Here is a 25,037-nt window from a genome sequence, read left to right as displayed (position 1 = left end):
GCCGCGTGTCCGAGGGGTGCCAGGATGCCTTCAGGATGCAGGCACATGGGGAGTTCGCGGTGCGGTGGCGCAGCTACGTGGCGATCGGTGACAGCTTCACCGAGGGGATGGTCGACGAGTACCAGGACGGCACCTACCGGGGCTGGGCGGACCTGGTCGCCCGGCGGCTGGCCGCCGAGGCGCCCCCCGCCACCGGCTTCGGGTACGCCAACCTGGCGATCCGCGGCCGGCTGTTCGACAACATCGTCGCCGAGCAGGTGCCCGCGGCGCTGGCGCTCGACCCCGGCCTGATCAGCTTCGCCGCCGGCGGCAACGACGTGCTGCGCCGCAGGTGCGACCCGCTGACGCTGGTGGCCCGCTTCGACGAGGTGGTCGGCGGGCTGCGGGCCGGCGGCGCCGACGTGATCCTGTTCCGGTTCGCCGACGTGATGGCGCGCCTGCCGGGGCAGCGCTTCGTCGCGCCCCGGGTCGACGTGCTGAACCGCGCCGTCGGCGAGACCGCCGAGCGGCACGGCGCCACGCTCATCGACCTCTGGCAGGACGACGAGTTCCGCAACCCGCGCATGTGGGGCGAGGACCGGCTGCACCTGTCCACCGCCGGTCACCGCCGGGTCGCCGCGCACGTGCTGACCGCGCTCGGCATGCCGGCCGACCCGGAGTGGCTGGCCGTGCCGCCGCTGCCCGACCCGGCCTCCTGGCTGGCCGCCCGCGGCGCCGACCTACGCTGGGCCGGCCAGCACCTGGCGCCGTGGGTCAAGCGGCGGCTCACCGGCCGGTCGTCCGGCGACAACCGCCAGCCGAAGCGGCCGACCCTCGCCCCGATCGAGTAGGTCCCGCCGGGGTGTGGCTGATTCGCCGCCCCGGGGCACTAGCGTTACCCCCATGGCGGTAGCGGCGGATCCTGCGCCGGAGCTGCGGCAGTACGCGCATCCGGAACGGCTGGTCACCCCGGCGTGGCTGGCGGAACGGCTCGCCGACCCGCCCGAGGGGCTGGTCGTCGTGGAGGCCGACGAGGACGTCCTGCTGTATGAGACCGGCCACATCGAGGGCGCGGTCAAGGTGGACTGGCACACCGAACTGAACGACCGCACCCGGCGCGACTACCTGAACCCGGAGGCGTTCGCCGCGCTCTGCTCCGGCAAGGGCATCGGGCGCGAGGACACGGTCGTCTTCTACGGCGACAACAACAACTGGTGGGCCGCGTACGCGCTGTGGGTGTTCACCCTGTTCGGCCACGCGGACGTGCGCCTGCTCGACGGCGGCCGGACCCGCTGGGTCGCCGAGGGTCGCCCGCTCACCCGGGACAAGGTCTTCCGCCCCCGGTCCGTGTACCCGATCGTGCCCCGCGACGACGGCGCCATCCGCGCCTTCCGGGACGAGGTGCTCGCCCACGCCCGCGACGGCCGCACCATGGTCGACGTGCGCTCGCCCGCCGAGTACACCGGCGAACTGCTGCACATGGCCGAGTACCCGCAGGAGGGCGCGCTGCGCGGCGGGCACATTCCCGGCGCGGTGAACAAGCCGTGGAAGCAGGCGGTGGAGCCGGACGGTTCGTTCAAGTCGGCCGAGGCGCTGCGCGCCACCTACGCCGACGAGCTGGGGCTCGCCGTCACGGACGACGTCATCACGTACTGCCGCATCGGGGAGCGCTCGTCGCACACCTGGTTCGTACTGCACCACCTGCTCGGGTACCCGCGCGTGCGCAACTACGACGGATCGTGGACCGAGTACGGCAACCTGGTCGGCGTCCCGATCGTCCGGGGCGCGGAGCCGGGCAGCTTCCCCGGGTAGTGCGAGCCGGGCCGGATGCGACGGGCGGCGCTCAGCGCGGCGGGAGGACGTGGATCAGGCGGGTGAGGCTCGGGATCTCGATCCGGGTGAGCTGGGCTCCGGTGGCCAGGTGGTGGGTCGTGACCGCGCCGTCGCCGCCGAGGAACGCCGTGCCGTCCACGATGGACATGCCGCGCACGGGTGCCGGTGCCGTCCAGGTGGCCACCGGTGCTCCGGTACCCGGGTCGAGGACCACGACCTTCGCGTCCCGCGCGACGGCCAGTTCCGAGGGCCGCCCGTAAGCCAGCGCGGCCGGCGCGTCCGACGGCGGGGGTGTGGCGAAGCGGGTCGTCGCCGTCACCTCCAGCGACCCGGGGTCGATGGTGGCGAGGGTGCCGGTCGTGGCGTCGACCACCGCGAGCGCGCCGGCGTCTGGGGCGAGGGCGATGGCGTGGCCGGTCGGGGACTTCTCACCGAACGGTGCGGGCAGGTCGACGCAGTACGCCCACCCGACCGTGAGGTCGAGCGTGTGGACGAACGCGTGCACGTGCGGGGCGTCCGCCCGGGCGCCGTGGATCAGGTCCCGGGTGTGCACGTGGTCGGGCTGGTGCGTGTACAGGGTGAACAGCAGTTGCCGGCCGGCGTCGTACACGGCCTGGCGGCCCTCGCCGCGCATCTCCTCCTCGGCGCCGGCGGGTACCGGCGTCTTGAGGCGCGTGTTGAGCGGCAGCAGCCGGCCGGTGGCGACTTCGAGCTGGCGCACCCGGTAGCGGTCGGGCGCGGCGGGTGGCAGGTGGTCCAGGACGTAGACGAAGCCGCCGTCCGGCGAGAACGCCTCCGGCTCCAGGTTGCCCGGCAAGTCCAATTTGGTCGGTGCGGAACGGGTGGGGTGGACGACGATCCGGGTGTGTTCCCGGGGGATTTCGCCGGTGGCGAGGCCGACGAGCGAGCCGTCGGTGGAGAGGATGCGGGGTGAGTCCCGCCGGTGAGCCGGCGGGGAAAGCCTGGCCGGTACGGGTGTCGTAGACGGTCAACGCGCCGTCGCGGCTGGTGACGAGGCGCGTCCGGTCGGGGTTGAGGGTGCCGGGTGCGGGCGGCACCACGGTGCGCCCGGCGGCGTCCACGACGGCGAGGCCGCCGGCGACCTCCGCGAGCAGGCGGGCACCGTTCGGGTCGGGTGTGGACGGTGGCGTCGGGGTCGGCCGGGAGCGTGCGCAGCCGGCGGCCGCCGCGCCGAGCACGGCGGCCCCGGTCGCGGCGAGCAGGGCGCGTCGGGTCGTCATGCCGGTACCGAGTCGCGGCATCCCGGGCGGGTTCCCCGACCCGCGGCGGCTCAGGGGCCGGGGGCGGCGGGCAGCGCGAGGCTCACCTGGCCGCCGAGCCGGCGGAAACCGAGCGCGGCGGCGACCCGCTGGGAGGCGGCCGGGCGGGCGCGCCACTGGGGCAGCAGGCCGCGGTCGAGCGCGTGGGCGACGGCGGCGGAGGCGACCACCCGGGTCAGGCCCCGCCCTCGGTGGCGGGCGTCGGTCAGGACGCTCAGGTGGGCCGCCGTACCGAGCCAGCGGCGGTAACCGGAGGCGGCCACGATGCACCCCTCGTGGCGGTGCACGAACGCCGGGGACTGGATGTCGGCCAGGCCGCTCTCGCCGGCGTCCGCTTGGCCGGCGGCCTGCAGCAGGGCCGACAGGTCGGCCACGTCCGCGACCTCGACCGGGCCGGCCGCCGGGCGGAAGTCGCTTCGGTCCAGATAGGACAGGGCGGCTGGGCCGAGCACTTCGGCGGCCGGCAGACCGGCGCGCACCGCGTCGAGGTCGGCCGGCAACGCGGCGAACGGGTCGAGCCACGCCGGCGACGGCACCGTGGCGATGCCGGCGCCGTCGATGACCACCACGCCGGCCCAGCCGGGCGGGCACAGCAGCGATGCCGGCGACGCCACCGCGGCGATGCGCCCGGCGGGTGGGAACGAGACCGGGGCGCCGGCGAGCGCGGTCCACAGGCGGCGGGCGCGCCCGGTCAACGTGGTCACGTGGGCATGGTGCCGTACGGCCGGTCCCGTGTCGCGGGCATTCAGCGAGTGGGGACGCCCGAGCGGCCGCCGAGAATCCAGCCCGAGCGACCGTCGAGAAGCCGGCCGGGAACGACGAACCGCGGGTACGGGAACGGTACGGAGCGCGACGAGGGCCGACCGGGGGACGACGCGCGCTTGCCGCCGCCGGTACCGTGACGCCGGTAGACGGACCTGGGGACGGCGGCGGAGTGAATCGGACCTTCCAGGTCGACCTGCGTGGCGTGGTCGACCTGCTCAGCCATCATCTGTACGGCAGCCCGCGTGTGTACGTGCGGGAACTGCTCCAGAACGCGGTCGACGCGATCACCGCGCGGCGGTCCGCCGACCCGGACGCGCCGGCGGTGGTGCGGATCGAGCCGCCCGAGGCGACCGGGGACGGCACGCTGCGGGTGCGCGACACCGGTATCGGGCTGACCGAGGCGCAGGTGCACGAGTTACTGGCGACGATCGGCCGCAGCGCCAAGCGGGACGAACTCGGCTTCGCCCGGCACGAGTTCCTCGGGCAGTTCGGCATCGGCCTGCTGTCCTGCTTCATGGTGGCGGACGAGATCCGGGTCAGCACGACGGCGCGGGGCCACCCGACCGTCCGGTGGACCGGGTACTCCGACGGCCGCTACACGGTGGAGACACGCAGCGGCGCGGAGGCGGTCGGCACCACGGTCACGCTGACTCCCCGGCGCGGCGAGGAGCACTGGCTGGCCGGCCCGACCGTGGCCGAACTGGCCCGGTTGTACGGGTCGCTGCTGCCGGTGCCGGTGCTGGTCGCCGGGGAGCAGGTCACCGCCGGTCCGCCGGCGTGGTCGGCCGCCGCCGGCGCCACGCCCGCCGCTCGCCGGGCCGGGCTCATCCGGTACGCGCAGGAGGCGCTCGGCCTCGCGCCGTTCGACGTGATCGAACTGGACGTGCCCGAGGCCGGCCTGACCGGGGCGGCGTTCGTGCTGCCCGTGCCGGTCAACCCGGCGGCCCGCCCCGGGCACCGGGTCTACCTGAAGCGGATGCTGCTCGCCGAGGGCGCCGAGGGGCTGCTGCCGGAGTGGGCCTTCTTCGCCCGCTGCGTGGTGGACTCCACCGAGCTGCGCCCCACCGCCAGCCGCGAGGCGCTGTACGAGGACGGGCTGCTGGAGGCGACCCGGGAGGCGCTCGGCGACCAGTTGCGCGGCTGGCTGGTCCGGCTGGCCGGCAGCGACCCGCGCCGGCTGGCCGAGTTCATGAACATCCACCACCTCGGGGTGAAGGCGCTCGCCCTGCACGACGACGAGATGCTGCGCCTGGTCGAGCAGTGGTGGCCGATGGAGACCAACGTCGGGCAGCTGACGCTGGCCGAGTTCCGCGAGCGGCACGGGCTGGTCCGGTACGCCGCGACGATCGACGAGTTCCGGCAGCTCGCCGCGGTCGCCGCCGCGCAGGGGCTGGCCGTGGTGAACGGCGGGTACACGTACGACAGCGAGATCATCGAACGGCTGCCCGGGCTGAACCGGGGCAGCCTCATCGAGCGGCTCGAGCCCACCGACCTGACCACCCGGTTCGATGCCCTGGAGCCGGCCACCGAGTTGGCGCTGCGGCCGTTCCTCGCCGCCGCCCAGCGCGCCCTGGACCGGCTCGGCTGCGAGGTGGTGATCCGGGCGTTCGACCCGGCGGGCCTGCCGGCGCTGTACCTGGTGAGCCGCTCCGCCGCGTTCCATGGCGAGTTGCGGGCCACCCGGGAGCGGGTGGACGACGTGTGGGCCGGCGTGCTGGAGGCGATCGCCGCGTCCGGGCCGCCGGAGCGGCCCCAGTTGGTGCTCAACCACCGCAACCCGCTGGTCCGCCGGGTGACGACGCTGACCGACGAGCGGATGGCCGGGCTGGCGGTGGAGGCCCTGTACGGGCAGGCGCTGCTGCTCGGCTACCACCCGATCCGGCCGGCGGACGCGGCGCTGTTGAACAGCTCGTTTCTCGGCCTGCTGGAGCGGGCCGTCGGGCCGGCGGCCGGGACGATCGGGGAGGAGTGAGGCGTGTCGCACACCGAGGACGAGCTGTGGAACCTGCTCCAACAGGCCAACCGGATGCCGTACGGCGCCGGCAAGACGGCCCTCGTGGAGCAGGTGATCCGGCACGCGGACGCGGGCCGGCACGAGGAGTTGGCGTTCGTGGCCCGGATGCTCGGCACGAACGCGTACGTGTACGGCGGTGAGCCGGCCAAGTCGTTCGCCACGTTCTCGTGGTGCCTGGCCGAGTTCGACCAGCGCCCCCAGCCGTACCACGGCCGGCACGCGCACAACCTGCTGTGGCACTTCAAGACGATGGTCTCGGCGCTGACGAAGTTCCCCGAGGTGCCGCTGGAGCGCACGTACGCGGTGCTCGAGGACATGGAGCGGCGGTACCGGGACGGCGGGCACAGCATGCACGCGGTGTTCGCGAACCGGCACTCGGTCGCGGAGCACATCGGTGACGCGGCCGCCGCGGACGGCTGGTACGAGAAGTGGTGCGCCGCGCCCCGCGATGAGCTGTCGGACTGCGCCGGCTGCGACCCCACTAGCAAGGCGTGGCACCTGGTCAACCGGGCCCGGGACGGGGAGGCGGTGGCGCTGGCCGAGCCGGTGCTGGCCGGCAGGTTCACCTGCACCGAGCAGCCGCAGTCGATCCTGGCCACGCTGCTGCTGCCGTACCTGCGCACCGGCCGGCGGGACGAGGCCCGGGACGCGCACCGCCGCTCGTACCGGCTGATCCGGGGCGACCTGGCGAACCTGGCCGACATCGGCACGCACGTGTGGTTCTGCGCGGTGACCGGCAACGAGGCGCGTGGCCTGGAGATCGTCCAGCGGCACCTGGACTGGCTGGAGCGGGCGCCCTCGCCGTACGCGGCGATGGAGTTCGGGGCGTCGGCCGCGCTGCTGCTGCGCCGGCTGGCGGCGGGCGGGCACGGCGGGCTGACCGTGCACCGGCGCGCGAACGGGGACCGCCCGGCGGCGGATCTGCCGGTGGAGGCGCTGGCCGAGGAGTTGGCCGGTGCGGCGGCGGCGATCGCGGCGCGGTTCGACGCCCGCAACGGGACGGAGTACCAGAGTCGGCGTGTCACCGAGCGGCTCGGCGCCGAGCCGCTGGTGGATTACCTGCCGCTCTCCGCGGTGGCCCGGCGCCGGCCCGGGCCCGCTGCGTCCGGCGCCGGGCAGAACGACGGGCGGCCGGGGGTCGGGCCCGCCGAGTCGGCGGAGAAGCCGGCGGACGAGCCGGAGATCCCCGCCGGGGCGACCGCGCTCGAGCTGCTGGACCTGGCCGAGAAGTACGCCCGGACCAACCGGTCGCGGGCCGGCTGGGCGGTGCTGCGGGCGCTCGACGAGCGGTACCCGGAGTCGGCGCTGACCGGCTACGAGGCGGCCCGCCGGGCGGACGCGCGCGGCCACGAGCGGGCGGAGAGCAACGCCATGGCGGCCGCCGAGGAGCTGTGGCGCGCCGCCGCCGAGGGGTACCGGGCGGCCGGCGACGAGGTGCGGGCGCACGGCGCCCTGGGCAAGGTGGGCCTGGCGATGTGCCTGTCCGAACGGGCTGACGAGGGGCTGCCGATGGTCCGGGCGGCCGCCGCGTACGTGACCGAGCACGGTGACGCCGGCCGGCAGGCCAGCGCGTACGGGCGGCTCGGCATGGCGCTGCTGGCCACCGGCCGGGCCCCCGACGCACTGCCCGAACTGGACCGGGCCGTCGCCGAGGCGGCCCGCGCCGACGACCCGTACCTCTCCGCGGACCTGATGCTGCGCCGGGCGCACTGCCTCGCCGCGCTGGACCGGCCCGAGGAGTTGGCCGCCGCGGTCGCCGTGGCGCGCGAGGCCGCACGCCCGCTCGGCGGCGACGTCCACGTGGCGGCGGCGCTGCTCGCGGCGGCCACCGCGCCCGACGCCGGGCAGGCGGTCGTGATCTACGACGAGGCGGTGACCGCCGCCCGGGGCCGGCTGGAGCTGGACGCCCGCGCCGGCCGGGCCCGCGCGCTGCTTGCCGCCGGCCGGGCGGCCGAGGCGGTGGACGACCTGGTCGAGGTCGTCGCGGCCTGCACCGAGCAGGGGCTGGTCGAGGGCGCGGCGTTCACCCGGTTCGAGCTGGCGCAGGCGTACCGGCGGGCCGGCCGCCCGCTGGAGGCGGCCGAGGCGGGCGAGGAGGCGGTCGCGGCCCTGGACCGGCTCGGCGCGCAGGAGGGCGCCGACCGCTGCCGGTACCTGCTCGCCGGCGTCTACCAGGAGCTGGGTGAGGACGAGGCGGCGCTGGCCGGGTACGACCGGCTGATCGAGAACCTGAACGGCTTCGACAACCTGCCGACCCGCGGCCAGATGCTGGAGGAGTCCGGCGACCTGCTCTACCGCAAGGACCGCGACGCCGAGGCGGCCCGCCGGTTCGCCGGCGCGGCGCAGGCGTACGCCGCGGCCGGGTTGCCGTTGGACGTGCTGCGCGCCCGCCGCCGGGCGGCGATCGCGCTGCGCTGGGCGCAGGACGCGCCGGGCTCGCTGGCCGCGCTGGCCGAGGCCGATGCCGCGGCGGCCGCCCTGCCGGCCGACCAGGCCGCCGAGCCGGGCGCCGTGTGGGAGCTGGCCATGCTCGGGTACGAGGCGGCGCGGGTGCTGATCGGCGCGGAGCGGGTCGAGGACGCGCTGCCCCGGGTCCTGCCGGTGCCGCAGCGGTTCCGTTCGGTGGAGGCGTTCGCCGAGGCGATGCTCGCCGAGTTGCTGCTCGGGGAGGTTCTGCTGCGCCTGGAGCGCCCCGCGCAGGCCGAGCCGGTGCTGCGCGGGGCGCTGACCGGGCTGCCCCGGGACGCCGAGGCCCTGCCCCAGGCGGCGTGGCTGCTCGCCCAGTCGCTGGAGATGCAGGGGCGGGCCGAGGAGGCCCAGTCGGTCCGGGACGAGTACGGGCTCGAGGAACGCTGACGGGCACCCGACGGGGCTGGATAGTTAGGCTGGCGATGTGAGTGTGGATCAGACGCGTACCGAGGTCGCGCCGGGCCGGCGGCGGACCCGCAAGGAGGAGATCCTCGAGATCGCGGTGGGGCTGTTCGCCAGCCGCGGCTATCACGGCGTGTCCATGGACGACATCGGCTCGGCCGCCGGGGTCACCGGTCCCGCGCTCTATCACCATTTCGCCGGCAAGGAGGCGATGCTGGCGGCGGCGCTCATCCCGGTGAGCGAGGGGCTGCTGACCGGCGGCCGGGCCCGGGTCGCCGAGCGGCCGGCGGACGCGCGGGCCACCCTGGAGTCCCTGATCGACTTCCACGTGGACTTCGCGCTGGCGCACCCCGCGGTGATCGCGCTGCACCTGCACGAGCTGGACCGGCTGCCGGAGGAGCCCCGCCGGCAGATCCGCAAGCTCCAGCGCCTGTATGTGGAGGAGTGGGTGAGCGTGCTCACATCGCTGCGCGCGGACCTGGTCGCCGGTGAGGCCCGGGTGCTGGCGCACGCCGCGTTCGGCCTGATGAACTCGACCCCCTTCCTCGGCGGTGAGGTGGACCGCCACCGCCGTGCCGAGCTGCTGCGGGCGGCTACGCTCGCGGCATTGGTCGGCGACTGAACGAAGGTTAAGGGGAGGGCCCGGCGAAATGATCGAGTCGGTACTGGTCGCGAACCGGGGCGAGATCGCCCGGCGGATCATCCGGACGGCGAAGCGGCTGGGCGTGCGGGCCATCGCGGTGCACTCGGCGGCCGATGCCGGCCTGCCGTTCGTGGCCGAGGCGGACGAGGCGGTCTGCATCGGCCCGGCGAACCCGGCGCAGAGCTACCGCAACCCCGAGGCGATCCTGGCCGCCGCCAGGTCCACCGGCGCGCGGGCGATCCACCCGGGGTACGGGTTTCTGTCGGAGAACGCGGACTTCGCCCGCGCGGTGGCCGCCGCCGGGCTGGCCTGGGTGGGCCCCGGCGCCGAGGCGATCACCGCGATGGGCGACAAGATCAACGCGCGGAACCTGATGGCCGCGGCCGGGGTGCCGGTCGCGCCGGGCGCCACCGACCCCGCCAAGGACGCGGCCGGCGCGGTCGCCGCCGCCGGGCAGATCGGGTACCCGGTGATGGTGAAGGCCGCGGCGGGCGGCGGCGGCATGGGCATGGCCGTGGCCGCCGACGAGGCGGCGCTGCGCACCGAGTACGAGAAGGTGCGCGGCTTCGCCGAGCGGATGTTCGGCGACGGGGCGGTGCTGATCGAGCGGTTCTTCCCCCGGGTGCGCCACGTCGAGGTGCAGATCCTCGGCCTGGCCGACGGCCGGGTGGTCGCCCTGGGCGAGCGGGAGTGCTCGGTGCAGCGGCGCAACCAGAAGCTGCTGGAGGAGGCGCCCTCCCCGGCGGTCGGCCCCGAGCTGCGGGCCCGGCTGCTGGCGGCGGCCGTGCGGGCCGGCGAGGCGGTGAACTACCGCAACGCGGGCACGGTCGAGTGCCTGCTGGACCCGACCACCGGCGAGTTCTTCTTCCTGGAGATGAACACCCGGCTCCAGGTGGAGCACCCGGTCACCGAGCTGGTCTACGGCGTGGACCTGGTCGAGGAGCAGCTGCGGGTGGCGGCCGGCCTGCCGCCCACGTTCGACCCGGAGGCGCTGGCCCCGCGCGGCCACGCCATCGAGCTGCGGATCAACGCCGAGGACCCGAAGCGGTTCCTGCCCGGGCCGGGCGCGATCGCCGAGTGGGTGGAGCCGACCGGCCCGGGCGTCCGGGTGGATTCCGGCTACACCGCCGGGAACACGGTCACCCCGTTCTACGACTCGCTGATGGCGAAGCTGATCGTCCACGGCGCCGACCGGGCGGAGGCGATCGAGCGGGCGAGGCGGGCGGTGGCCGGGTTCACGGTGGTCGGTCCGAAGTGCAACCTGCCGTTCTTCGCCGAGCTGTTCGAGCGGGAACCGTTCCTGACCGGCGAGTACGACACCGCCATCGTGGCGCGGATGCGATGAGCGCGAGGAATGCCCGGAGCGTGCCGGGTACCGGTGGAGGCGGAGGAAGCACCGCGGTCGCGAACGAAAGGTTGGCACGGTGATGGCCATGCTGCCGAGCAGGGTCTCGATTCGTGAGGTGGGCCCCCGGGACGGGTTGCAGAACGAGGACCCGGTGCCGACCGAGGCCAAGGTGCGGCTGCTCGACGCGCTCTCCGGTACCGGGGTCGGGCGCATCGAGGCCGTCTCCTTCGTGCACCCCCGGGCGATACCGCAGATGGCGGACGCGGACGAGGTCTGGTCCGCCGCCCGCCGGGCCGAGGGCGTGCGCTACTCGGCGCTGGTGCCGAACTCGCGCGGGGCGCAGCGGGCGCTGGCCGCCGGGTTCACCGAGATCGAGGTGGTGGTCTCGGCCAGCGACACGCACAACCGGCGCAACGTGAACCGGTCCACGGCCGAGTCGCTGGACGACATCGCCGCGCTGATCGACCAGTTGCACGCGGCCGGGGCCACGGCCGAGGTGATCGTGGCCACGAGCTTCGGCTGCCCGTACGAGGGCGACATCGACCCGCTGCGGGTGGCCGGCATCGTGGACCGGGTGCTCGCCGACGGCGCGGACCGGGTCGCGTTCGGGGACACCACGGGCATGGGTACGCCGCCGCGGGTGCGCGCGGTGGTGTCGGCGGTCCGCGAGCGCCACCCGGACGTGCCGCTGCTGCTGCACTTCCACAACACCCGGGGTACGGCGCTGGCGAACCTGTTGACCGCGCTGGAGTTGGGCGTCACCGAGTTCGACGCCAGCGTGGGCGGCCTGGGCGGCTGCCCGTACGCGCCGGGCGCGAGCGGCAACGTGGCCACCGAGGAGGTGGTGCACATGCTGCACGACATGGGCATCGACACCGGTATCGATGTGGCGGCGCTGATCGAGGCTGCCCGGTTGGCGGAGCGGATCGTCGGCCGGGAACTGCCCTCGGGCGTGCTGCGCGCCGGCCCGCGGACCCAATTGACCAGATTCTCCGCCGATTAGCGTGTCTCCCCGGCCGACCCTTCGTTGAGCCATGTGGTGCTGATCTATACGGATTTGCCCGTATTGCACCAACTCGGTTCACCGGACGAAAGGCGGACATGCGGTCCACGCACGGAGCCCCGGCGCTCGAGCGGCCCGCCCACCGGGCGGCCTCCCGCGGTGGCGGTAGCGGCGCACCTGGGCGGTTCGCCCTCCGTGCCGGCGTCCGTGTGCTGGTCGTCACCGGCTTCGCCGCGGTGGCCTGGCTGCTCGGCACGGCGGCGGCGCAGGCCGACCGCGGTACGTCCACTCTGGATGACCTGGTGGTCGGCGCGCAGCCGGCCGTCTCGCTCGGTGCCGTCCTGCCCGAGGCCGACCGGCTGACCGGCGCGGATGCTCCCGTGGCCGGCCCGGTGCTGCGCGCGGTCGGCGCCGCGGTGGTCCCGATCGCGCAGACCGGCGCTGCCGGCTCGGCGGGGACCGCCACCCTCGTCGGGGATGTCGTGCGACCGGTCGGCCGCGCGGTCTCCGGCGCGGGCCGGGCCGTCGCGCCCGTGACCCGGCTGCTCGATCAGGCGGCGGCTCACGTCGCCCACTCTCTGCACGACGCGCCGACCGGGACCGGTACGAGTCCGGCCGGCGCGGTCCGGCGCGGCGCTCCCGCGTCGTTCGTCCCGGCTCCCACCAGTGGTACGACGCCGATGAGCGCGGCGCGGACCGCGCCGGCTGGCCCCCGGGCCGCCAACGCCGTCTACACCGGACGGACAGAGGGGCTCTCCACGCCCCGGTCCGGTGCCAGCCTGGTGGGTCACGTGCCGTGGCTCGACCCGGCGTCGGTGGCGGGCGACCGCACCGCGCCGGCCGGCGGCTCCGGCACGCCGTTCCTGCCCGACCGCCCGCTCGCGCCGATGCAGGCGCACCTCGGCGGCGGCGCCGCGGCACCCGGTACCGGCACGCACCACGACGGCGACCCGAACGCCATCGTGGGCGCCCCGTCCGCCGCCGGTACGGCGGACGCCCGGCGGCTGCGCGCCGGCGCCGAGGACGCCGCGGTGCGCCGGGAACCGGCACGGCCGGCCGTCTCACCCGACTGACCCCAGGGCGGACCTGCGCCACCCGGCTTGAGCGGTGGGCGGGATCCGCGGGTTCACCCGCGCTCCGGTAGCACGACCAGTCCCGGGCGCGACCTTCCACAGCAATCACTGGCCTGGGCGCACGTCGACAGGTCGGCCCCCGTCGCGGGACCGGCCGCGCCCACCGGCGGTTAACCGGGAAGGAAACCACAACTCCATAGGCAGTTCGCACAGATAATGTCCATTACTCGAAGGGTTTCCGCTTCACCATGAAGACGTGGGTTCGCAAGTCCCTCAGCGTCGGTGTGCTCGCCGCGGGCGCCGTGCTGGCCTCCGGCGGCGCGGCGATGGCCGACAGCTCCGCCACCACCAGTGACAACTACGGGATCGGCAACGGCGCGCAGGTCCAGCTTCCGATCCAGGCGCCGGTCAACCTGTGCGGCAACGCGGTCGCCGGCGCGGGTGGCGCGGCGTTCGCCGAGTGCACCGGTGGCGCCACCGCCACCGGCCTGGGTGGCGCCGCGCAGTCCAGCTCGGACAACTACGGGATCGGCAACGGCGCCCAGCTGTACGCGCCGATCCAGGTGCCGCTGAACGTGTGCGGCAACGGCGTGGCCGGCCTCGGTGGGGCCGCGTTCGCCAGCTGCGAGGGCGGCAGCGAGGCCGGCGGTGGCAACGACGGCGGCAACAACGGCGGCGGGTACGGCGAGGCGGCCCGGGCGAAGACCGAGGGTGCCGCGGCCGTCCGGCAGGCCACCTCCGGCAACTTCGGGATCGGCAACGGGGTGCAGGTGTACGCGCCGATCCAGGTGCCGATCGACGCCTGCGGCAACAGCGTGGCCGGCTTCGGCGCGGCCACGTTCGCCGGCTGCGAGGGCGGCGCCACCGCGAAGGGCGCCGGGTCCGGGTCCGTCTCGCAGGTCAGCTCGGACAACTACGGGATCGGCAACGGGGTGCAGGTGTACGCGCCGGTCCAGGTGCCGGTCGACATCAGCGGCAACGCGGTCGGGGGAGCCTTCGGCATCGCGTTCGCCCAGAGCAAGGGCGGCGCTTCGGCGACCCGGTCGGGGGCGGGCAACGCCACCGAGTCCCTGCCGGTCGTGTCCGGGCTGCCGGTCAACGATCTGCTGGGCGGGCTCATCGGCGGCAAGGCCCGGCACGCCACCGAGGGCAGCCGCGTCGCCTCCCAGAGCAGCGGCGGCAACTTCGGGATCGGCAACGGGGTCCAGATCCAGCTGCCGATCCAGGTGCCGATCAACCTCAGTGGCAACGCCGTCGCCGGCCTCGGCGGGTTGGCGAAGGCCGGCAGCACCGGCGGTGCGTCGGCCAGGTGATCTGACGATCACCCGTACTAAGGGCCCCCGCGCACTCCGCGCGGGGGCCCTTTCCGGTTCCCGGCCGGGTGGTAGCCTAACGATCGTTCAGCTTACCGGATCGGTGCTAGGAGGCGGGTGGTGACGGTCGACGGTGCGGCCCTGGAGCACGCGGGCAAGCGGGCCCGGGCCGGTGGAGCGGAGAAGTACCACGCGGCGAACGCGGCGAAGGGCAAGCTGTTCGCCCGCGAGCGGATCGCCCGCCTGGTCGACCCCGGCTCCTTCACCGAGGACGGCCTGTACGCGAACGCGCTCGCCGACGGGCTCCCGGCCGACGGCGTGGTCACCGGCACCGCCACGATCGACGGGCGCCCGGTCTGCCTGATGGCCAACGACTCCACGGTCAAGGCCGGCTCGTGGGGCGCCCGCACGGTCGAAAAGATCATCCGGATCATCGAGCGCGCGTACGAGACCGGCGTGCCGATGGTGTACCTGGTCGACTCGGCCGGCGCCCGGATCACCGACCAGGTGGAGTTGTTCCCGGGCCGGCGGGGCGCCGGGCGCATCTTCTACACCCAGGTGAAGGCGAGCGGCGCCATCCCGCAGGCGTGCGCGCTGTTCGGCCCGTCCGCCGCCGGCGGCGCCTACATCCCCGCGTTCTGCGACGTGGTCGCCATGGTCGACGGCAACGCCTCGATGTACCTCGGCTCCGACCGGATGGTCGAGATGGTGACCGGCGAGAAGACCACGCTGGAGGCGATGGGCGGGGCGAAGGTGCACACCGGCGAGTCCGGGGTGGGCCACTTCCTGTGCGAGGACGAGGACGCCGCGCTGGCCACCATCCGCCGGTACCTGTCGTACCTGCCGGCGAACTGGACGCAGGAGCCGCCGGTCGCCCCCGCCGCCGAGGCGCCGGCCGGCGTCGACCTGGCGGACCTGGTACCGCGGAGCGAGCGCCAGGCGTTCGACATCCGCAAGGTGGTTCGCGGCCTGCTGGACGAGGGCTCGTTCTTCGAGATCCAGGAGCGCTGGGCCAGGGAGTTGACCGTCGGGTTCGGCCGGCTGGCCGGGCGCCCGGTCGGCGTGGTGGCGAACAACTCGCTGTTCAAGGGCGGGGTGCTGTTCGTCGACTCGGCGGACAAGGCCACCCGGTTCGTCCAGCTCTGCGACGCGTTCACCGTGCCGCTGCTGTTCCTCACCGACGTGCCCGGCTTCATGGTCGGCACGGCGGTGGAGAAGCAGGGCATCATCCGGCACGGCGCGAAGATGATCACCGCGATCTCGGAGGCCACCGTCCCGAAGATCTGCGTGGTCGTGCGCAAGGCGTACGGCGCCGGCCTGTACGCCATGGCGGGCCCCGGGTTCGCGCCGGACGCCACGATCGCGCTGCCCACCGCGAAGATCGCGGTGATGGGCGCCGAGGCGGCCGTGAACGCCGTCTACGCCAACAAGATCGCGGCGATCGCCGACCCGGACGAGCGGGCGGCGTTCGTCGCCGAGCGGCGCGCGGAGTACGAGCGCGACATCGACATCATGCGGCTGGCCAGCGAGCTGGTGGTGGACGCGGTGGTCCCGGCCGGCGACCTGCGCGCCGAGCTGATCCGCCGGTACGCCGCCGCGCGGGGCAGGGACCGCCACTTCTCCCGGCGCCGGCACGGCGTGACGCCGGTCTAGGTATTTGGGGGCACACAGTGGACTTCAGGCTGACCGAGGAGCAGCGGGCGCTGCGCGACAGCGTCCGGGAGTTCGCCCTGGAGCAGGTCGCGCCGGTCATCGGCGAGTACTACGAGCGGCACGCCTTCCCGTACGAGATCGTCCGGCAGATGGGCAAGATGGGGCTGTTCGGGCTGCCGCTGCCCGAGGAGTACGGCGGGATGGGCGGCGACTACTTCGCGCTCTGCCTGGCCCTGGAGGAGCTGGCCCGGGTCGACTCGTCCGTGGCGATCACGCTGGAGGCGGCGATCTCGCTGGGCGCCATGCCGATCTACCGGTTCGGCACCCCCGAGCAGCGGGAGACCTGGCTGCCCCGGCTGACCGCCGGCGAGGCGCTGGCCGGCTTCGGCCTCACCGAGCCCGGCTTCGGCTCCGACGCGGGCGGCACGGCCACCCGGGCGGTGCTGGACGGCGACGAGTGGGTCGTCAACGGGTCGAAGGCGTTCATCACCAACTCGGGGACCGACCTCACCGCGCTGGTCACGGTCACCGCGGTCACCGGGGTCAACCCGGACGGCAGCAAGGAGATCTCGGCCATCATCGTGCCGTCGGGCACACCGGGTTTCACCGTCCAGCCGGGGTACTCGAAGGTCGGCTGGTGCGCGTCGGACACGCACGAGTTGACCTTCGACGACTGCCGGGTGCCGGCGGCGAACCTGCTGGGCGAGCGGGGCCGGGGCTTCGCCCAGTTCCTGCGCACGCTGGACGAGGGGCGGGTGGCGATCGCCGCGCTCTCGGTCGGGCTGGCGCAGGGCTGCGTGGACGAGTCGGTCAAGTACGCCGGGCAGCGGCGGGCGTTCGGCCGCCCGATCGGCGACTTCCAGGCGATCCAGTTCAAGATCGCGGATATGGAGACGCGCGCGTACACCGCCCGGCTGGCCTACTACGACGCGGCCGCCCGGCTGGTCGCGGGCGAGCCGTTCAAGCGCCAGGCGGCGATCGCCAAGCTGTATGCCAGCGAGGCCGCCGTGACCAACGCCCGGGAGGCGGCGCAGGTGCACGGCGGCTACGGGTTCATGAACGAGTTCCCGGTCGGCCGCTTCTACCGGGACGCCAAGATCCTGGAGATCGGCGAGGGCACCAGCGAGATCCAACGAATGATCATTTCGCGGGACCTGGGCCTGTAGGCGCCCGGGTCCACCCGGTGCGCGGGTTGCCGCCCGGCCGCCCGGGGTGATGTTCTGCCTCCGGTCCACGGATCGGGGGTTGGCGGGTGTTCGCAGCGCTGGGGCGGTTCGCCGTACGCCGGCGCTGGCCCGTCATCGGCGCCTGGCTGGCGGTGACCCTCGCGGGTGCCGTCCTCGGCGGCGGCGTCTACGACCGCGTCAGCGATGTCGACGGGCTCGACCCGGCCGCCGAGTCCGCCGTCGCGCAGCGGCGCATCGACGCCCTGCTCCCCGAGGGTGACCTGATCCTCGGGGTGGTCCGCGACGTGGACCCGTACGACCCGGCCCTGGTCGCCAGCGTGGGCCGGGCGCATCGGGAGATCGCCGGGATGCCCGGCGTGCGCGAGGTGGCGGATCTCTACTCCGGTCCCGGCGGCGCGATCGGCGCCGGCAACCGCGGCACGCTCGTCACGGTCCGGGTCGACCCGGGCACGGACATCGCACCGGTGGCCGCCGCCCTGCACCGGATCGCCGCCCCGCAGGTGCTGGTGGGCGGCGAGGTACCGGCGAAGGAGGCGTTCGCCCGGCAGGCCCTCGCGGACGCCGCCCTCGGCGAGTCGGTCGCGCTCGCCGCGCTGCTGGCCGCCCTCGTGGTGATCCTCGGCGGGCTGGTCGCGGGCGCGATCCCGCTCGCCGTGGCGCTCGCCGCCGTCGCCACCGCGCTGCTGGCCCTCTCCGGGCTGACCCGGCTGACCCCGGTCAGCGAGTACTCGGTCAACGTGGTCACGTTGCTCGGCATCGGCCTCGCGGTGGACTACTGCCTGCTGCTGATCGCCCGCTTCCGGGAGGAGCGCGAGGCGGGCGGCACCCTCGCGGACCAGGTCGGCCGCACCATGGCCACCGCCGGGCGGACCGTGTTGATCTCTGGGCTGGCGGTGGCGGTGGCGATGGCGGGCCTCGCCGCGTTCGCCACCCCGCTGCTCGCCGCCATGGCCGCCGGTGGGCTGATCGTGGTCGCGCTGGCGACGCTGCTCGGGCTGACCCTCGCCCCGGCCCTGATCGCCGCGGCGCACCGGCGCATCCCCGCCCGGCGCCCGCCCCGGCCGGCGCAGCCCGCCCTCCTCGCCCGGCTCGCGGCGTACGCGCAGCGGCGGCCCTGGCCGGTCACGCTCGGCACCGGCGCCGCCCTGCTGCTGCTCGCCCTGCCGCTGACCGGCATCAACCTGGCCAACTCCGACGCCCGCGCGCTGCCCGCCGATGCCGAGGCACGCCGCGCCGCCGAGGTCGTCCAGCGGGACTTCCGGGCCGGGCGCCCGGAGCCGGTCACCGCGCTGATCGAGGCGGACCCGGGCACCGCGGTCGGGCGCGAGCTGCTCGACGCGCTCAACCAGCTGCCCGGGTTGGCCGGCATGCGGTTGCGCCTCGACGTGCCCGCCGGGTTCACCATTGTCGATCTCACGCCGCGCGAGGCCAGCGGGATACCGCTGGTCCGGGCCGTGCGGGCGATGCACCATCCGGCACCGGTCCTGGTCACCGGTCCGGCGGCCGAGGTGGTGGACGGGCGCGCGTCCGTCGCCGGGCGGCTGCCCCTGGTCGCCGCGGTGCTCCTGGTCGCCACCGGGATCCTGCTGTACGCGCTGACCGGCTCGGTCGTGGTACCGCTGAAGGCGCTGGCGATGAACGGCCTGACGCTGCTCGCGACCCTCGGCGTGCTGGTCGCCGTGTTCCAGTGGGGATGGGGCGGACCGCTGCTGCGGTTCGACCCGTGGGGCGGGCTGGACGTGACCACGCCCGTGCTGCTGTTCGTGTTCGCCTTCGGCCTGACCATGGACTACGAGGTGTTCCTGCTGGCCCGCATCCGGGAGGAGTGGGGCCGGCGCCCGGGCGGGAACACCCGTGCCGTGCTCGCCGGCATCGCCCGCACCGGACCGGTGGTGACCGCCGCGGCGGTCTGCATGGTGATCGTGTTCCTCGGCTTCGCGCTCGGGCGGCTGGTCGCGGTCAAGGAGATCGGCGTCGGGATGGCGGTCGCCGTGATCCTCGACGTGACCGTGGTCCGGGGGCTGCTGCTGCCGGCGCTCATGACCCTTCTCGGCGACCGGAACTGGTGGCCCCTGCGCCCCTGCCGGTGCGCCCCCTGCCGGCCCCGCCGCCCCTGCCGGCACCGCGCCCGCCCGCCGAACCGCTGACGGACGGCGCCGCCGAACCGCCCATCGAGGCCGGCACCACCCCGTAGCTCCCGTCGCGGGGCGTAACGACGAGTAACCGTTAAGGGCGGCCTGGACGGGATGTGTCGGATACCCGAGCGCCTATCGGTCGGCAGCGCGACGCACCGGTCCCCAACCTTTCCAGCCCTGGTTACGCTTCCGGCCATGTCCCCTGATCATGGCGCTGAGCAGGGCAGCGCCGGATTCGCCGCGCGACTGCGCGCGCATCGCCGCGCGGCGGGGCTGACCCAGGCCGACCTCTCCGGCCGGGCGGGAGTCGGCGTGCGCACGGTACGTGATCTCGAGCGCGGTCGGGCGTCACGGCCCCAGCGGACCACCGTCGAGCTGCTCGCGGCCGCGCTCGGCCTGGTCGGTGCCGAGCGGGCCGACTTCGTGGCCGCCTCCCGGGGCCGGGCCACCGCCGAGCCGCCCCCGGACACCGGCGGGCCGCCGGCCGGCGCGATCTCGCTGCCCAACCCCGGCAACCTGGTGGGCCGGGCGCTGGACGTGGCCGACATCTCCCACCTGCTCACCGGCGAAAAGGTCGTCACCCTGGTCGGGCTGGCCGGCGTCGGCAAGACCGCCCTCGCGCTGGCCGTGGCCCACCACGTCGCGCCCCGGTACCCGGGCGGCGTGGCCGGCGTGGTGATCAGCGAGGTCTCCACCACCGCCGATGTGCTGGCCGCGACCGCCGCCGTGTTCGGTGTGGGCCGCGCGGGCGACCTGGCGAACCGGCTCTCCGACGCCCCGGCGCTGCTGCTGCTGGACGCCGCCGAGCGATCCGCCGCCGCCGTCGTCGAGGCGCTGGGCTGGCTGTCGCAGCACACCCCCGCGCTGCGGGTGGTCGCCACCGGGCGGCACCCGCTCGGCATCGCGGGCGAACAGGTCTGGCCGGTGGCGCCGCTGGAGGTGCCGCCGGCCGGCGGCGAGACGGACCTGGCGACCGTCGAGGAGTACCCGGCCGCCGCGCTGTTCCTGGCCCAGCTGCGGCAGGTCCGCCGGGAGCCGGTCGGCCCGCACGAGGTGGGCCCCCTGGTCAGCCTGGTCCGCCGGCTGGGCGGCCTGCCGCTGGCCCTGGAACTGGCCGCCGCCCGCGGCCGGGTGCTGGAGCTCGGCGAGATCCTCGACCGGTACGGCGACCGGCTGCTGGACCTCGCCGGCGCCGCCGAGTCCGAGGCCGGGGCGGTCACCCTGCGGGACGCGGTCGCCGCCAGCTACCGCCTGCTGGGCCCCGCCGAGCAGTACGCGCTGCGCCGGCTCTGCGTGTTCCGCAACCGCTGGTCGGTGGAGCTGGCCGAGGCGTTGCTCACCGAGGAGTCCGCCGAGGATGGTGGAGCCGCGGCCGGCGACCCCGTCCCGCTGCTGGACCGGCTGATGGCGCTCGGGCTGGTCAGCGTCCGGGGCGCCGGCCCGTTCCGGTTCCGCCTGGTGGACGTGGTGCGCGACTTCGCCGTCGAGCGCGCCGCCGCGGCCGGCGAACTGGTCGCGGCCCGGCGCCGGCACGCGGTCATCTTCGCCCGGCTCGCCGCCCGTGCCGCCCCTGACCTGGTCGGCCCGCAACTCACCGCCACCGTCGCCCACCTCGACGACGTGGCCAGCGACCTGTGGGCCGCGCTCGCCCACGCCGCCGACGACGACCCGCCCACCGCCCTGTGCCTGGCGTCCAAGCTGCCCCGGTGGTGGCGGTTCCGCGGCCGGGACGTCCCCGGCCGCCAGTGGCTGCGCCGCCTGCTGGACGACCCGGGTACCGCCGGGGTCGGCCCGAAGGTGATCGCCTGGGCGCGCCTCGGCGTCGCCCAACTCGCCCTGGAGCACGGCGCCGCCGCCGAGGAACTGCCCCTCGCCGAGCGGGCCCTCGCGGACTTCGCCGCGCTCGGCGACGTCACCGGCGAACTCGCCGCCCGCAGCGTGCTCTGCGCCCTCTACATGAGCACCGGCGGCTACGACGAGGCCCGCCAGCATGGCGAGGCGGGTCTCACCCTCGCCACCCGCACCGGGCGCGTCCGGGACATGGCCGTCGCCCAGAACAACCTCACCTGGCACGAGATCCGGGTCGGCGACCTCGCCGCGGCCCGCCGCCGCCTCGCCGCCGTGGACCGCCTCGCCGCGCAGTGCGGCGAGGAGCGGCTGCGCGCCGTCGCCCGCGCCAACCTTGCCGACGTGGCCCGCCTCGAGGGCCGGTACGAGGAGGCCGAGGTCTCCGGGCGCCGCGCGGTGGCGATGCTGGAGGACCTGGGCGACCCCGGGCACCGCCGCCGCGCCCTGGCCGTCGTCGGCCTGGCGCTGGCCCAGTCCGGCCGGGACGACGAGGCGGCCAAGATCCTGGCCGAACTGCGTGCCATGCTCGGTGACCCGGCGCCCGACGACGCGACGTGCGCCGCCATCGAGGCCAACCTGGCCCTCAGCCGCGGCGAGCGGGAGCTTGCCGCGGAGTGGTTCGCCGTCGCGGCGCAGGCGTACGAGGGGATGCACGACCTGCGCGACGTCGTCGAGGCGCTGGTCGGCGCCGTGGCCACCACCGATGACCCGGCGGCGCGGGCGAACCGGCTCGCCTGGCTGGATCGCGTCCGCAAGGAGGGTGGGATCACCCTCCTGCCCCGCGAGCACGCCCTCCTCGGCGTTGACGGCCGGTAAGTTGCGCCCCGGCGGGCCTCCTCGCCAGGGTGGGCGCGGGAGGGCGGTAGGGAAGCGCGCGGGCGGAGCCCCCCGGGCATGCCCCGTCTTCTCCGCCCGCGCTTCCCCCCTAGGCGCCTCCCGCGCGTCGCGAACTTATCGGCTCGGACTGCCCTCTATGCCCCCTTTGGGGGACATATGACCGGCTCATCGCGTCAGTTCTGCCGCTGTTTCTGCCGGTCGATACCGGAATCGCCCGATCACCGTAAGTGATCTTCGTGCGGTTGGGTCGGTGGATCGGTTCACTCGCCCCGACGTGACGCCGCTACCGCTCGGCGCCGGCCGCTGCCGTTCCCCGCGCGCCGGCCGTCGCCTCGGGGCGCACCGCGTCCCGGATCGTGCGCAGCGCCTCCAGCAGGGCGGTGAGCTGCTCGGGACCGAGTAGGCCGGTGAACCAGCGCGCGATCAGGTCCAGGTGTGCGGGGAGGGTCTCGTCCAGCCGGCGCATGCCGGCCGGGGTGACGACCGCGTAGGAGCTGCGCCGGTCGGTGGGGCAGGCGCGGCGGCGGATCAGCCCGTCGCGATCCATCCGGTCCACCACGCGGGTGACGCCGCTGGTGGACAGCGACGTCTGCGCCGCCAGGTCGGACATGCGCAGCTCGTGCCCGGGCGAGCGGGCCAGCCGCATGAGGACCTCGAACTCGACGGACGAGAGGCCGTGCTCGGCCAGTTGCGCGGAGAACCGGTCGACGAGGCCGGTGTGTGCCTCGAAGAACAGGCCCACCGCGGTGATTCGCGGGTCGTCCAGCAGGTGCTCCGTCACGGGGTCAACGATATCAGAGGTTGACATAGGGAATGTTGCCTCGTGTATAGTTGTTTCGTCAGACATCGAGCTGACCAACTAACCGTCCTGGAGGAGAACCCGATGACTTCTGCCGAGGCCGCCGCTGCCACCCGCGAGTGGAACGGCCTGATCATTCCCGCGCCCGGGGTGTACGACCTGGACCAGGCGCACAAGCGCGTGGGCTTCGTCGCCCGGCACATGATGGTCAGCAAGGTCCGCGGCTCGTTCGAGGAGGCCACGGCCACGATCACGGTGGCCGAGGACCCGCTGGCGTCGTCCGTGGTGGCGACCATCCAGGCCGCGAGCATCACCACCGGCCAGAAGGACCGCGACACCCACCTGCGCAGCGCCGACTTCCTGGACGCGGAGACCGTCCCGACGCTGGAGTTCCGCAGCACCGGCGTCAAGTCGCACGAGGGCAACGAGTTCGTGCTCGCCGGCGACCTGACGATCCGCGGCACCACCCGCCCGGTCGAGCTGACCGTCGAGTTCGAGGGCGTGAACCGCAGCCCGTACGGGTTCGACGTGTTCGGCTTCACCGCCACCACCGAGATCGACCGCGAGGAGTTCGGGCTGACCTGGAACGTCGCGCTGGAGACCGGCGGCGTGATGGTCGGCAAGAAAATCAAGATTGAGATCGAGGGCGAGGCCATCCGCCGCGCCTGAGTCACGGCCCCGAGGGCCATCGATCCCCCGGCCGCGCGGCGATGTCGCGGCGAGGGTGGCCCAGAACCGTGGAATCCGTGCCACCCAACGGCTTCCCGCCACCAACAAGGCCGCGCCGGGACACCGGCGCGGCCTTGCCTTTCCCGGTTCCGGGCGACGGTCGCCGCGGGCGGATGATGGACGCTGAGCCGCCGCCCCGTGACGGTCAGCTCAGAAATGTACGTCCTTTCCCTAGCCTGGGCGCGCCTCCCGCTCGTACGGTGAGGCGACCCCCCGAACCGCCACCCAGACCCCTGCCGGGAGGGCTCATGGGCACGGACGTCTCGCAGCATGCCTTCACCCGGGACGATCGCATCCGATATAGGCAGAAGGTCCGGCGATGCCTGGACGTGTTCGCCCTCATGCTGGACGACTTCGGCTTCGACGCCGACCGCCCGACCACCGGCCTGGAAATCGAACTGAACCTGGTGGACGCGGACGCCGATCCCGCGATGCGCAACGCGGAGATTCTCGCCACCCTCTCGGACCCGACCTTCCAGACCGAGCTGGGGCAGTTCAACCTGGAACTCAACGCGCCGCCGCGGCTGATCGGCGGCAGCGGCTTCGCGGAGTACGAGCGGGACCTGCTGGCCAGCCTGGCCCGGGCCGACGACCGGGCGCACCGGTGCGAAGCGATGATCGTGCTGATCGGGGTCCTGCCCACGCTCACCCCGCGGCAGGCGGTGCTGAAGAACATCTCAAGCAACGAGCGGTACCGGGTGCTCAACTCGCAGATGTCGGACGCCCGGGGCGAGGACTTCGCCCTGGACATCCGGGGCGCCGAGCACCTGCGGATGCACAACGACTCGATCCTCGCCGAGGCCGCCGGGACCAGCGTCCAGTTCCACCTCCAGGTCGCGCCCGAGGCGTTCGCCCGGTACTGGAACGCGGCGCAGGCCATCGCCGCCGTGCAACTCGCGGTCGGGGCGAACTCGCCGTTCCTGTTCGGCAAGCAGCTGTGGGCGGAGACCCGGATCGCGCTGTTCGAGCAGTCCACCGACACCCGGCCGGACGAGTTGAAGGCGCAGGGCGTGCGGCCGCGGGTCTGGTTCGGCGAGCGGTGGATCACGTCCATCTTCGACCTGTTCGAGGAGAACGTGCGGTACTTCCCCCCGCTGCTGCCGATCTGTGACCCGGAGGACCCGGCGGAGGTGCTGCGCGCCGGCGGCGTACCGCGCCTGGCGGAGTTGCGGCTGCACAACGGCACCATCTACCGCTGGAACCGCCCGGTGTACGACATCATGAACGGCCGCCCGCACCTGCGCGTGGAGAACCGGGTGATGCCCGCCGGACCGACCGTCGTGGACATGCTCGCCAACGCGGCGTTCTACTTCGGACTGGCCCGGGCCCTGGCCGAGTCCGACCGCCCGGTCTGGAGCCAGTTGACGTTCGGCCAGGCCGAGGCGAACTTCCACACCGCCGCCCGGCGCGGCATCGACGCCACCGTGCACTGGCCGGCGGTCGGCGAGGTGCGCGCCACCGACCTCGTCCTACGCCGACTGCTGCCGCTGGCGTACGCCGGGCTGGACCGCTTCGGCGTCGAGCCGAAGCACCGGGACCGGCTGCTGGGCATCGTGGAGGAGCGCTGCCTGACCCGGCGCAACGGCGCGGTCTGGCAGGCGGAGGCGGTTCGGGCGGCGGAGCGGGAGCGCGGGCTGAGCCGGAAGCGCGCGCTGCACGACATGGTCCAGCGGTACGCGGAACTCCAGCGCGCCAACGAGCCGGTGCACACCTGGCCCCGGCCGTGA

18 protein-coding genes are annotated in these 25,037 nt (G+C 74.5%); 15 read left to right on the top strand and 3 right to left on the bottom strand.

Annotated elements, in window-relative coordinates; all coding sequences use genetic code 11:
- The first annotated feature begins 59 nt into the window (after positions 1-59).
- Positions 60-830, top strand: a complete 771-nt coding sequence (locus KJS59_RS26135; protein ID WP_213455789.1) for an SGNH/GDSL hydrolase family protein — start codon at positions 60-62, stop codon at positions 828-830.
- Positions 831-882: 52 nt separating this feature from the next.
- Positions 883-1,791 carry a sulfurtransferase gene (locus KJS59_RS26130; RefSeq protein ID WP_213455749.1) on the top strand — a complete coding sequence of 303 codons (909 nt, stop codon included), beginning with the start codon at positions 883-885 and terminating at the stop codon, positions 1,789-1,791.
- Between the two features lie 31 nt (positions 1,792-1,822).
- On the opposite strand, the gene KJS59_RS26125 is transcribed toward KJS59_RS26130, so the two are convergent.
- A complete protein-coding gene (locus KJS59_RS26125; RefSeq protein WP_213455747.1) occupies positions 1,823-2,629 on the bottom strand; it encodes an NHL repeat-containing protein in 807 nt (268 codons plus the stop codon).
- Positions 2,630-3,103: 474 nt separating this feature from the next.
- A complete protein-coding gene (locus KJS59_RS26120) occupies positions 3,104-3,796 on the bottom strand; it encodes a GNAT family N-acetyltransferase (RefSeq protein WP_213455745.1) in 693 nt (230 codons plus the stop codon).
- Positions 3,797-4,026: 230 nt separating this feature from the next.
- Here KJS59_RS26120 and KJS59_RS26115 point away from each other — a divergent pair, with 230 nt between their 5' ends.
- The 11 genes from KJS59_RS26115 (at position 4,027) to KJS59_RS26065 (ending at position 21,761) form a co-directional block, all read left to right on the top strand.
- Positions 4,027-5,829: an HSP90 family protein gene (locus tag KJS59_RS26115; RefSeq protein WP_213455743.1), complete on the top strand. Its 1,803-nt coding sequence runs from the start codon at positions 4,027-4,029 to the stop codon at positions 5,827-5,829.
- A gap of 3 nt (positions 5,830-5,832) precedes the next feature.
- Entirely contained in the window at positions 5,833-8,727 is a 2,895-nt protein-coding gene (locus KJS59_RS26110) for a hypothetical protein (protein WP_213455741.1), read from the top strand.
- Between the two features lie 37 nt (positions 8,728-8,764).
- On the top strand, positions 8,765-9,364 hold the full coding sequence (locus KJS59_RS26105; protein WP_249714906.1) for a TetR/AcrR family transcriptional regulator: 600 nt from the start codon (positions 8,765-8,767) through the stop codon (positions 9,362-9,364).
- A gap of 28 nt (positions 9,365-9,392) precedes the next feature.
- The gene (locus KJS59_RS26100; RefSeq protein WP_213455739.1) at positions 9,393-10,730 is read left to right on the top strand and encodes an acetyl-CoA carboxylase biotin carboxylase subunit; all 1,338 of its coding nucleotides are present in this window, start codon (positions 9,393-9,395) and stop codon (positions 10,728-10,730) included.
- 82 nt (positions 10,731-10,812) lie between these two features.
- The gene (locus KJS59_RS26095) at positions 10,813-11,736 is read left to right on the top strand and encodes a hydroxymethylglutaryl-CoA lyase (protein WP_213455785.1); all 924 of its coding nucleotides are present in this window, start codon (positions 10,813-10,815) and stop codon (positions 11,734-11,736) included.
- Positions 11,737-11,945: 209 nt separating this feature from the next.
- Positions 11,946-12,809 carry a hypothetical protein gene (locus KJS59_RS26090; RefSeq protein ID WP_213455737.1) on the top strand — a complete coding sequence of 288 codons (864 nt, stop codon included), beginning with the start codon at positions 11,946-11,948 and terminating at the stop codon, positions 12,807-12,809.
- A gap of 248 nt (positions 12,810-13,057) precedes the next feature.
- Entirely contained in the window at positions 13,058-14,122 is a 1,065-nt protein-coding gene (locus tag KJS59_RS26085) for a chaplin family protein (RefSeq protein ID WP_213455735.1), read from the top strand.
- Positions 14,123-14,242: 120 nt separating this feature from the next.
- A complete protein-coding gene (locus tag KJS59_RS26080; protein WP_213455733.1) occupies positions 14,243-15,775 on the top strand; it encodes an acyl-CoA carboxylase subunit beta in 1,533 nt (510 codons plus the stop codon).
- A gap of 17 nt (positions 15,776-15,792) precedes the next feature.
- Entirely contained in the window at positions 15,793-16,941 is a 1,149-nt protein-coding gene (locus KJS59_RS26075) for an acyl-CoA dehydrogenase family protein (protein WP_213455731.1), read from the top strand.
- 86 nt (positions 16,942-17,027) lie between these two features.
- Positions 17,028-19,109, top strand: coding sequence for an MMPL family transporter (locus KJS59_RS26070; RefSeq protein ID WP_249714904.1), 2,082 nt, complete (start codon positions 17,028-17,030; stop codon positions 19,107-19,109).
- Between the two features lie 183 nt (positions 19,110-19,292).
- Positions 19,293-21,761 (top strand): ATP-binding protein, encoded by a 2,469-nt coding sequence (locus KJS59_RS26065; protein ID WP_213455729.1) that lies wholly within the window; start codon positions 19,293-19,295, stop codon positions 21,759-21,761.
- 304 nt (positions 21,762-22,065) lie between these two features.
- Here the strand turns inward: KJS59_RS26065 and KJS59_RS26060 are convergent, their stop codons facing one another.
- Positions 22,066-22,563, bottom strand: coding sequence for a MarR family winged helix-turn-helix transcriptional regulator (locus KJS59_RS26060; protein ID WP_213455726.1), 498 nt, complete (start codon positions 22,561-22,563; stop codon positions 22,066-22,068).
- A gap of 102 nt (positions 22,564-22,665) precedes the next feature.
- Between KJS59_RS26060 and KJS59_RS26055 the strand changes: the two genes are divergently transcribed.
- Positions 22,666-23,250, top strand: coding sequence for a YceI family protein (locus tag KJS59_RS26055; RefSeq protein ID WP_213455724.1), 585 nt, complete (start codon positions 22,666-22,668; stop codon positions 23,248-23,250).
- A gap of 308 nt (positions 23,251-23,558) precedes the next feature.
- Positions 23,559-25,037 (top strand): glutamate-cysteine ligase family protein, encoded by a 1,479-nt coding sequence (locus tag KJS59_RS26050; RefSeq protein ID WP_213455722.1) that lies wholly within the window; start codon positions 23,559-23,561, stop codon positions 25,035-25,037.

The sequence above is a fragment of the Rhizomonospora bruguierae genome, from assembly GCF_018397995.1.
GTDB lineage: Bacteria > Actinomycetota > Actinomycetes > Mycobacteriales > Micromonosporaceae > Rhizomonospora > Rhizomonospora bruguierae.
Note: the sequence above shows the minus strand (reverse complement) of the source record. Positions and strands in the feature narration are given on the sequence as shown.

Bases quoted from the DNA above. Each gene is read 5' to 3' on its own strand.
- KJS59_RS26130 (WP_213455749.1), top strand. From the start codon at position 883: ATGGCGGTAGCGGCGGATCCTGCGCCGGAGCTGCGGCAGTACGCGCAT.
- KJS59_RS26100 (WP_213455739.1), top strand. From the start codon at position 9,393: ATGATCGAGTCGGTACTGGTCGCGAACCGGGGCGAGATCGCCCGGCGG.
- KJS59_RS26095 (WP_213455785.1), top strand. From the start codon at position 10,813: ATGGCCATGCTGCCGAGCAGGGTCTCGATTCGTGAGGTGGGCCCCCGG.
- KJS59_RS26085 (WP_213455735.1), top strand. From the start codon at position 13,058: ATGAAGACGTGGGTTCGCAAGTCCCTCAGCGTCGGTGTGCTCGCCGCG.
- KJS59_RS26065 (WP_213455729.1), top strand. From the start codon at position 19,293: ATGTCCCCTGATCATGGCGCTGAGCAGGGCAGCGCCGGATTCGCCGCG.
- KJS59_RS26055 (WP_213455724.1), top strand. From the start codon at position 22,666: ATGACTTCTGCCGAGGCCGCCGCTGCCACCCGCGAGTGGAACGGCCTG.
- KJS59_RS26050 (WP_213455722.1), top strand. From the start codon at position 23,559: ATGGGCACGGACGTCTCGCAGCATGCCTTCACCCGGGACGATCGCATC.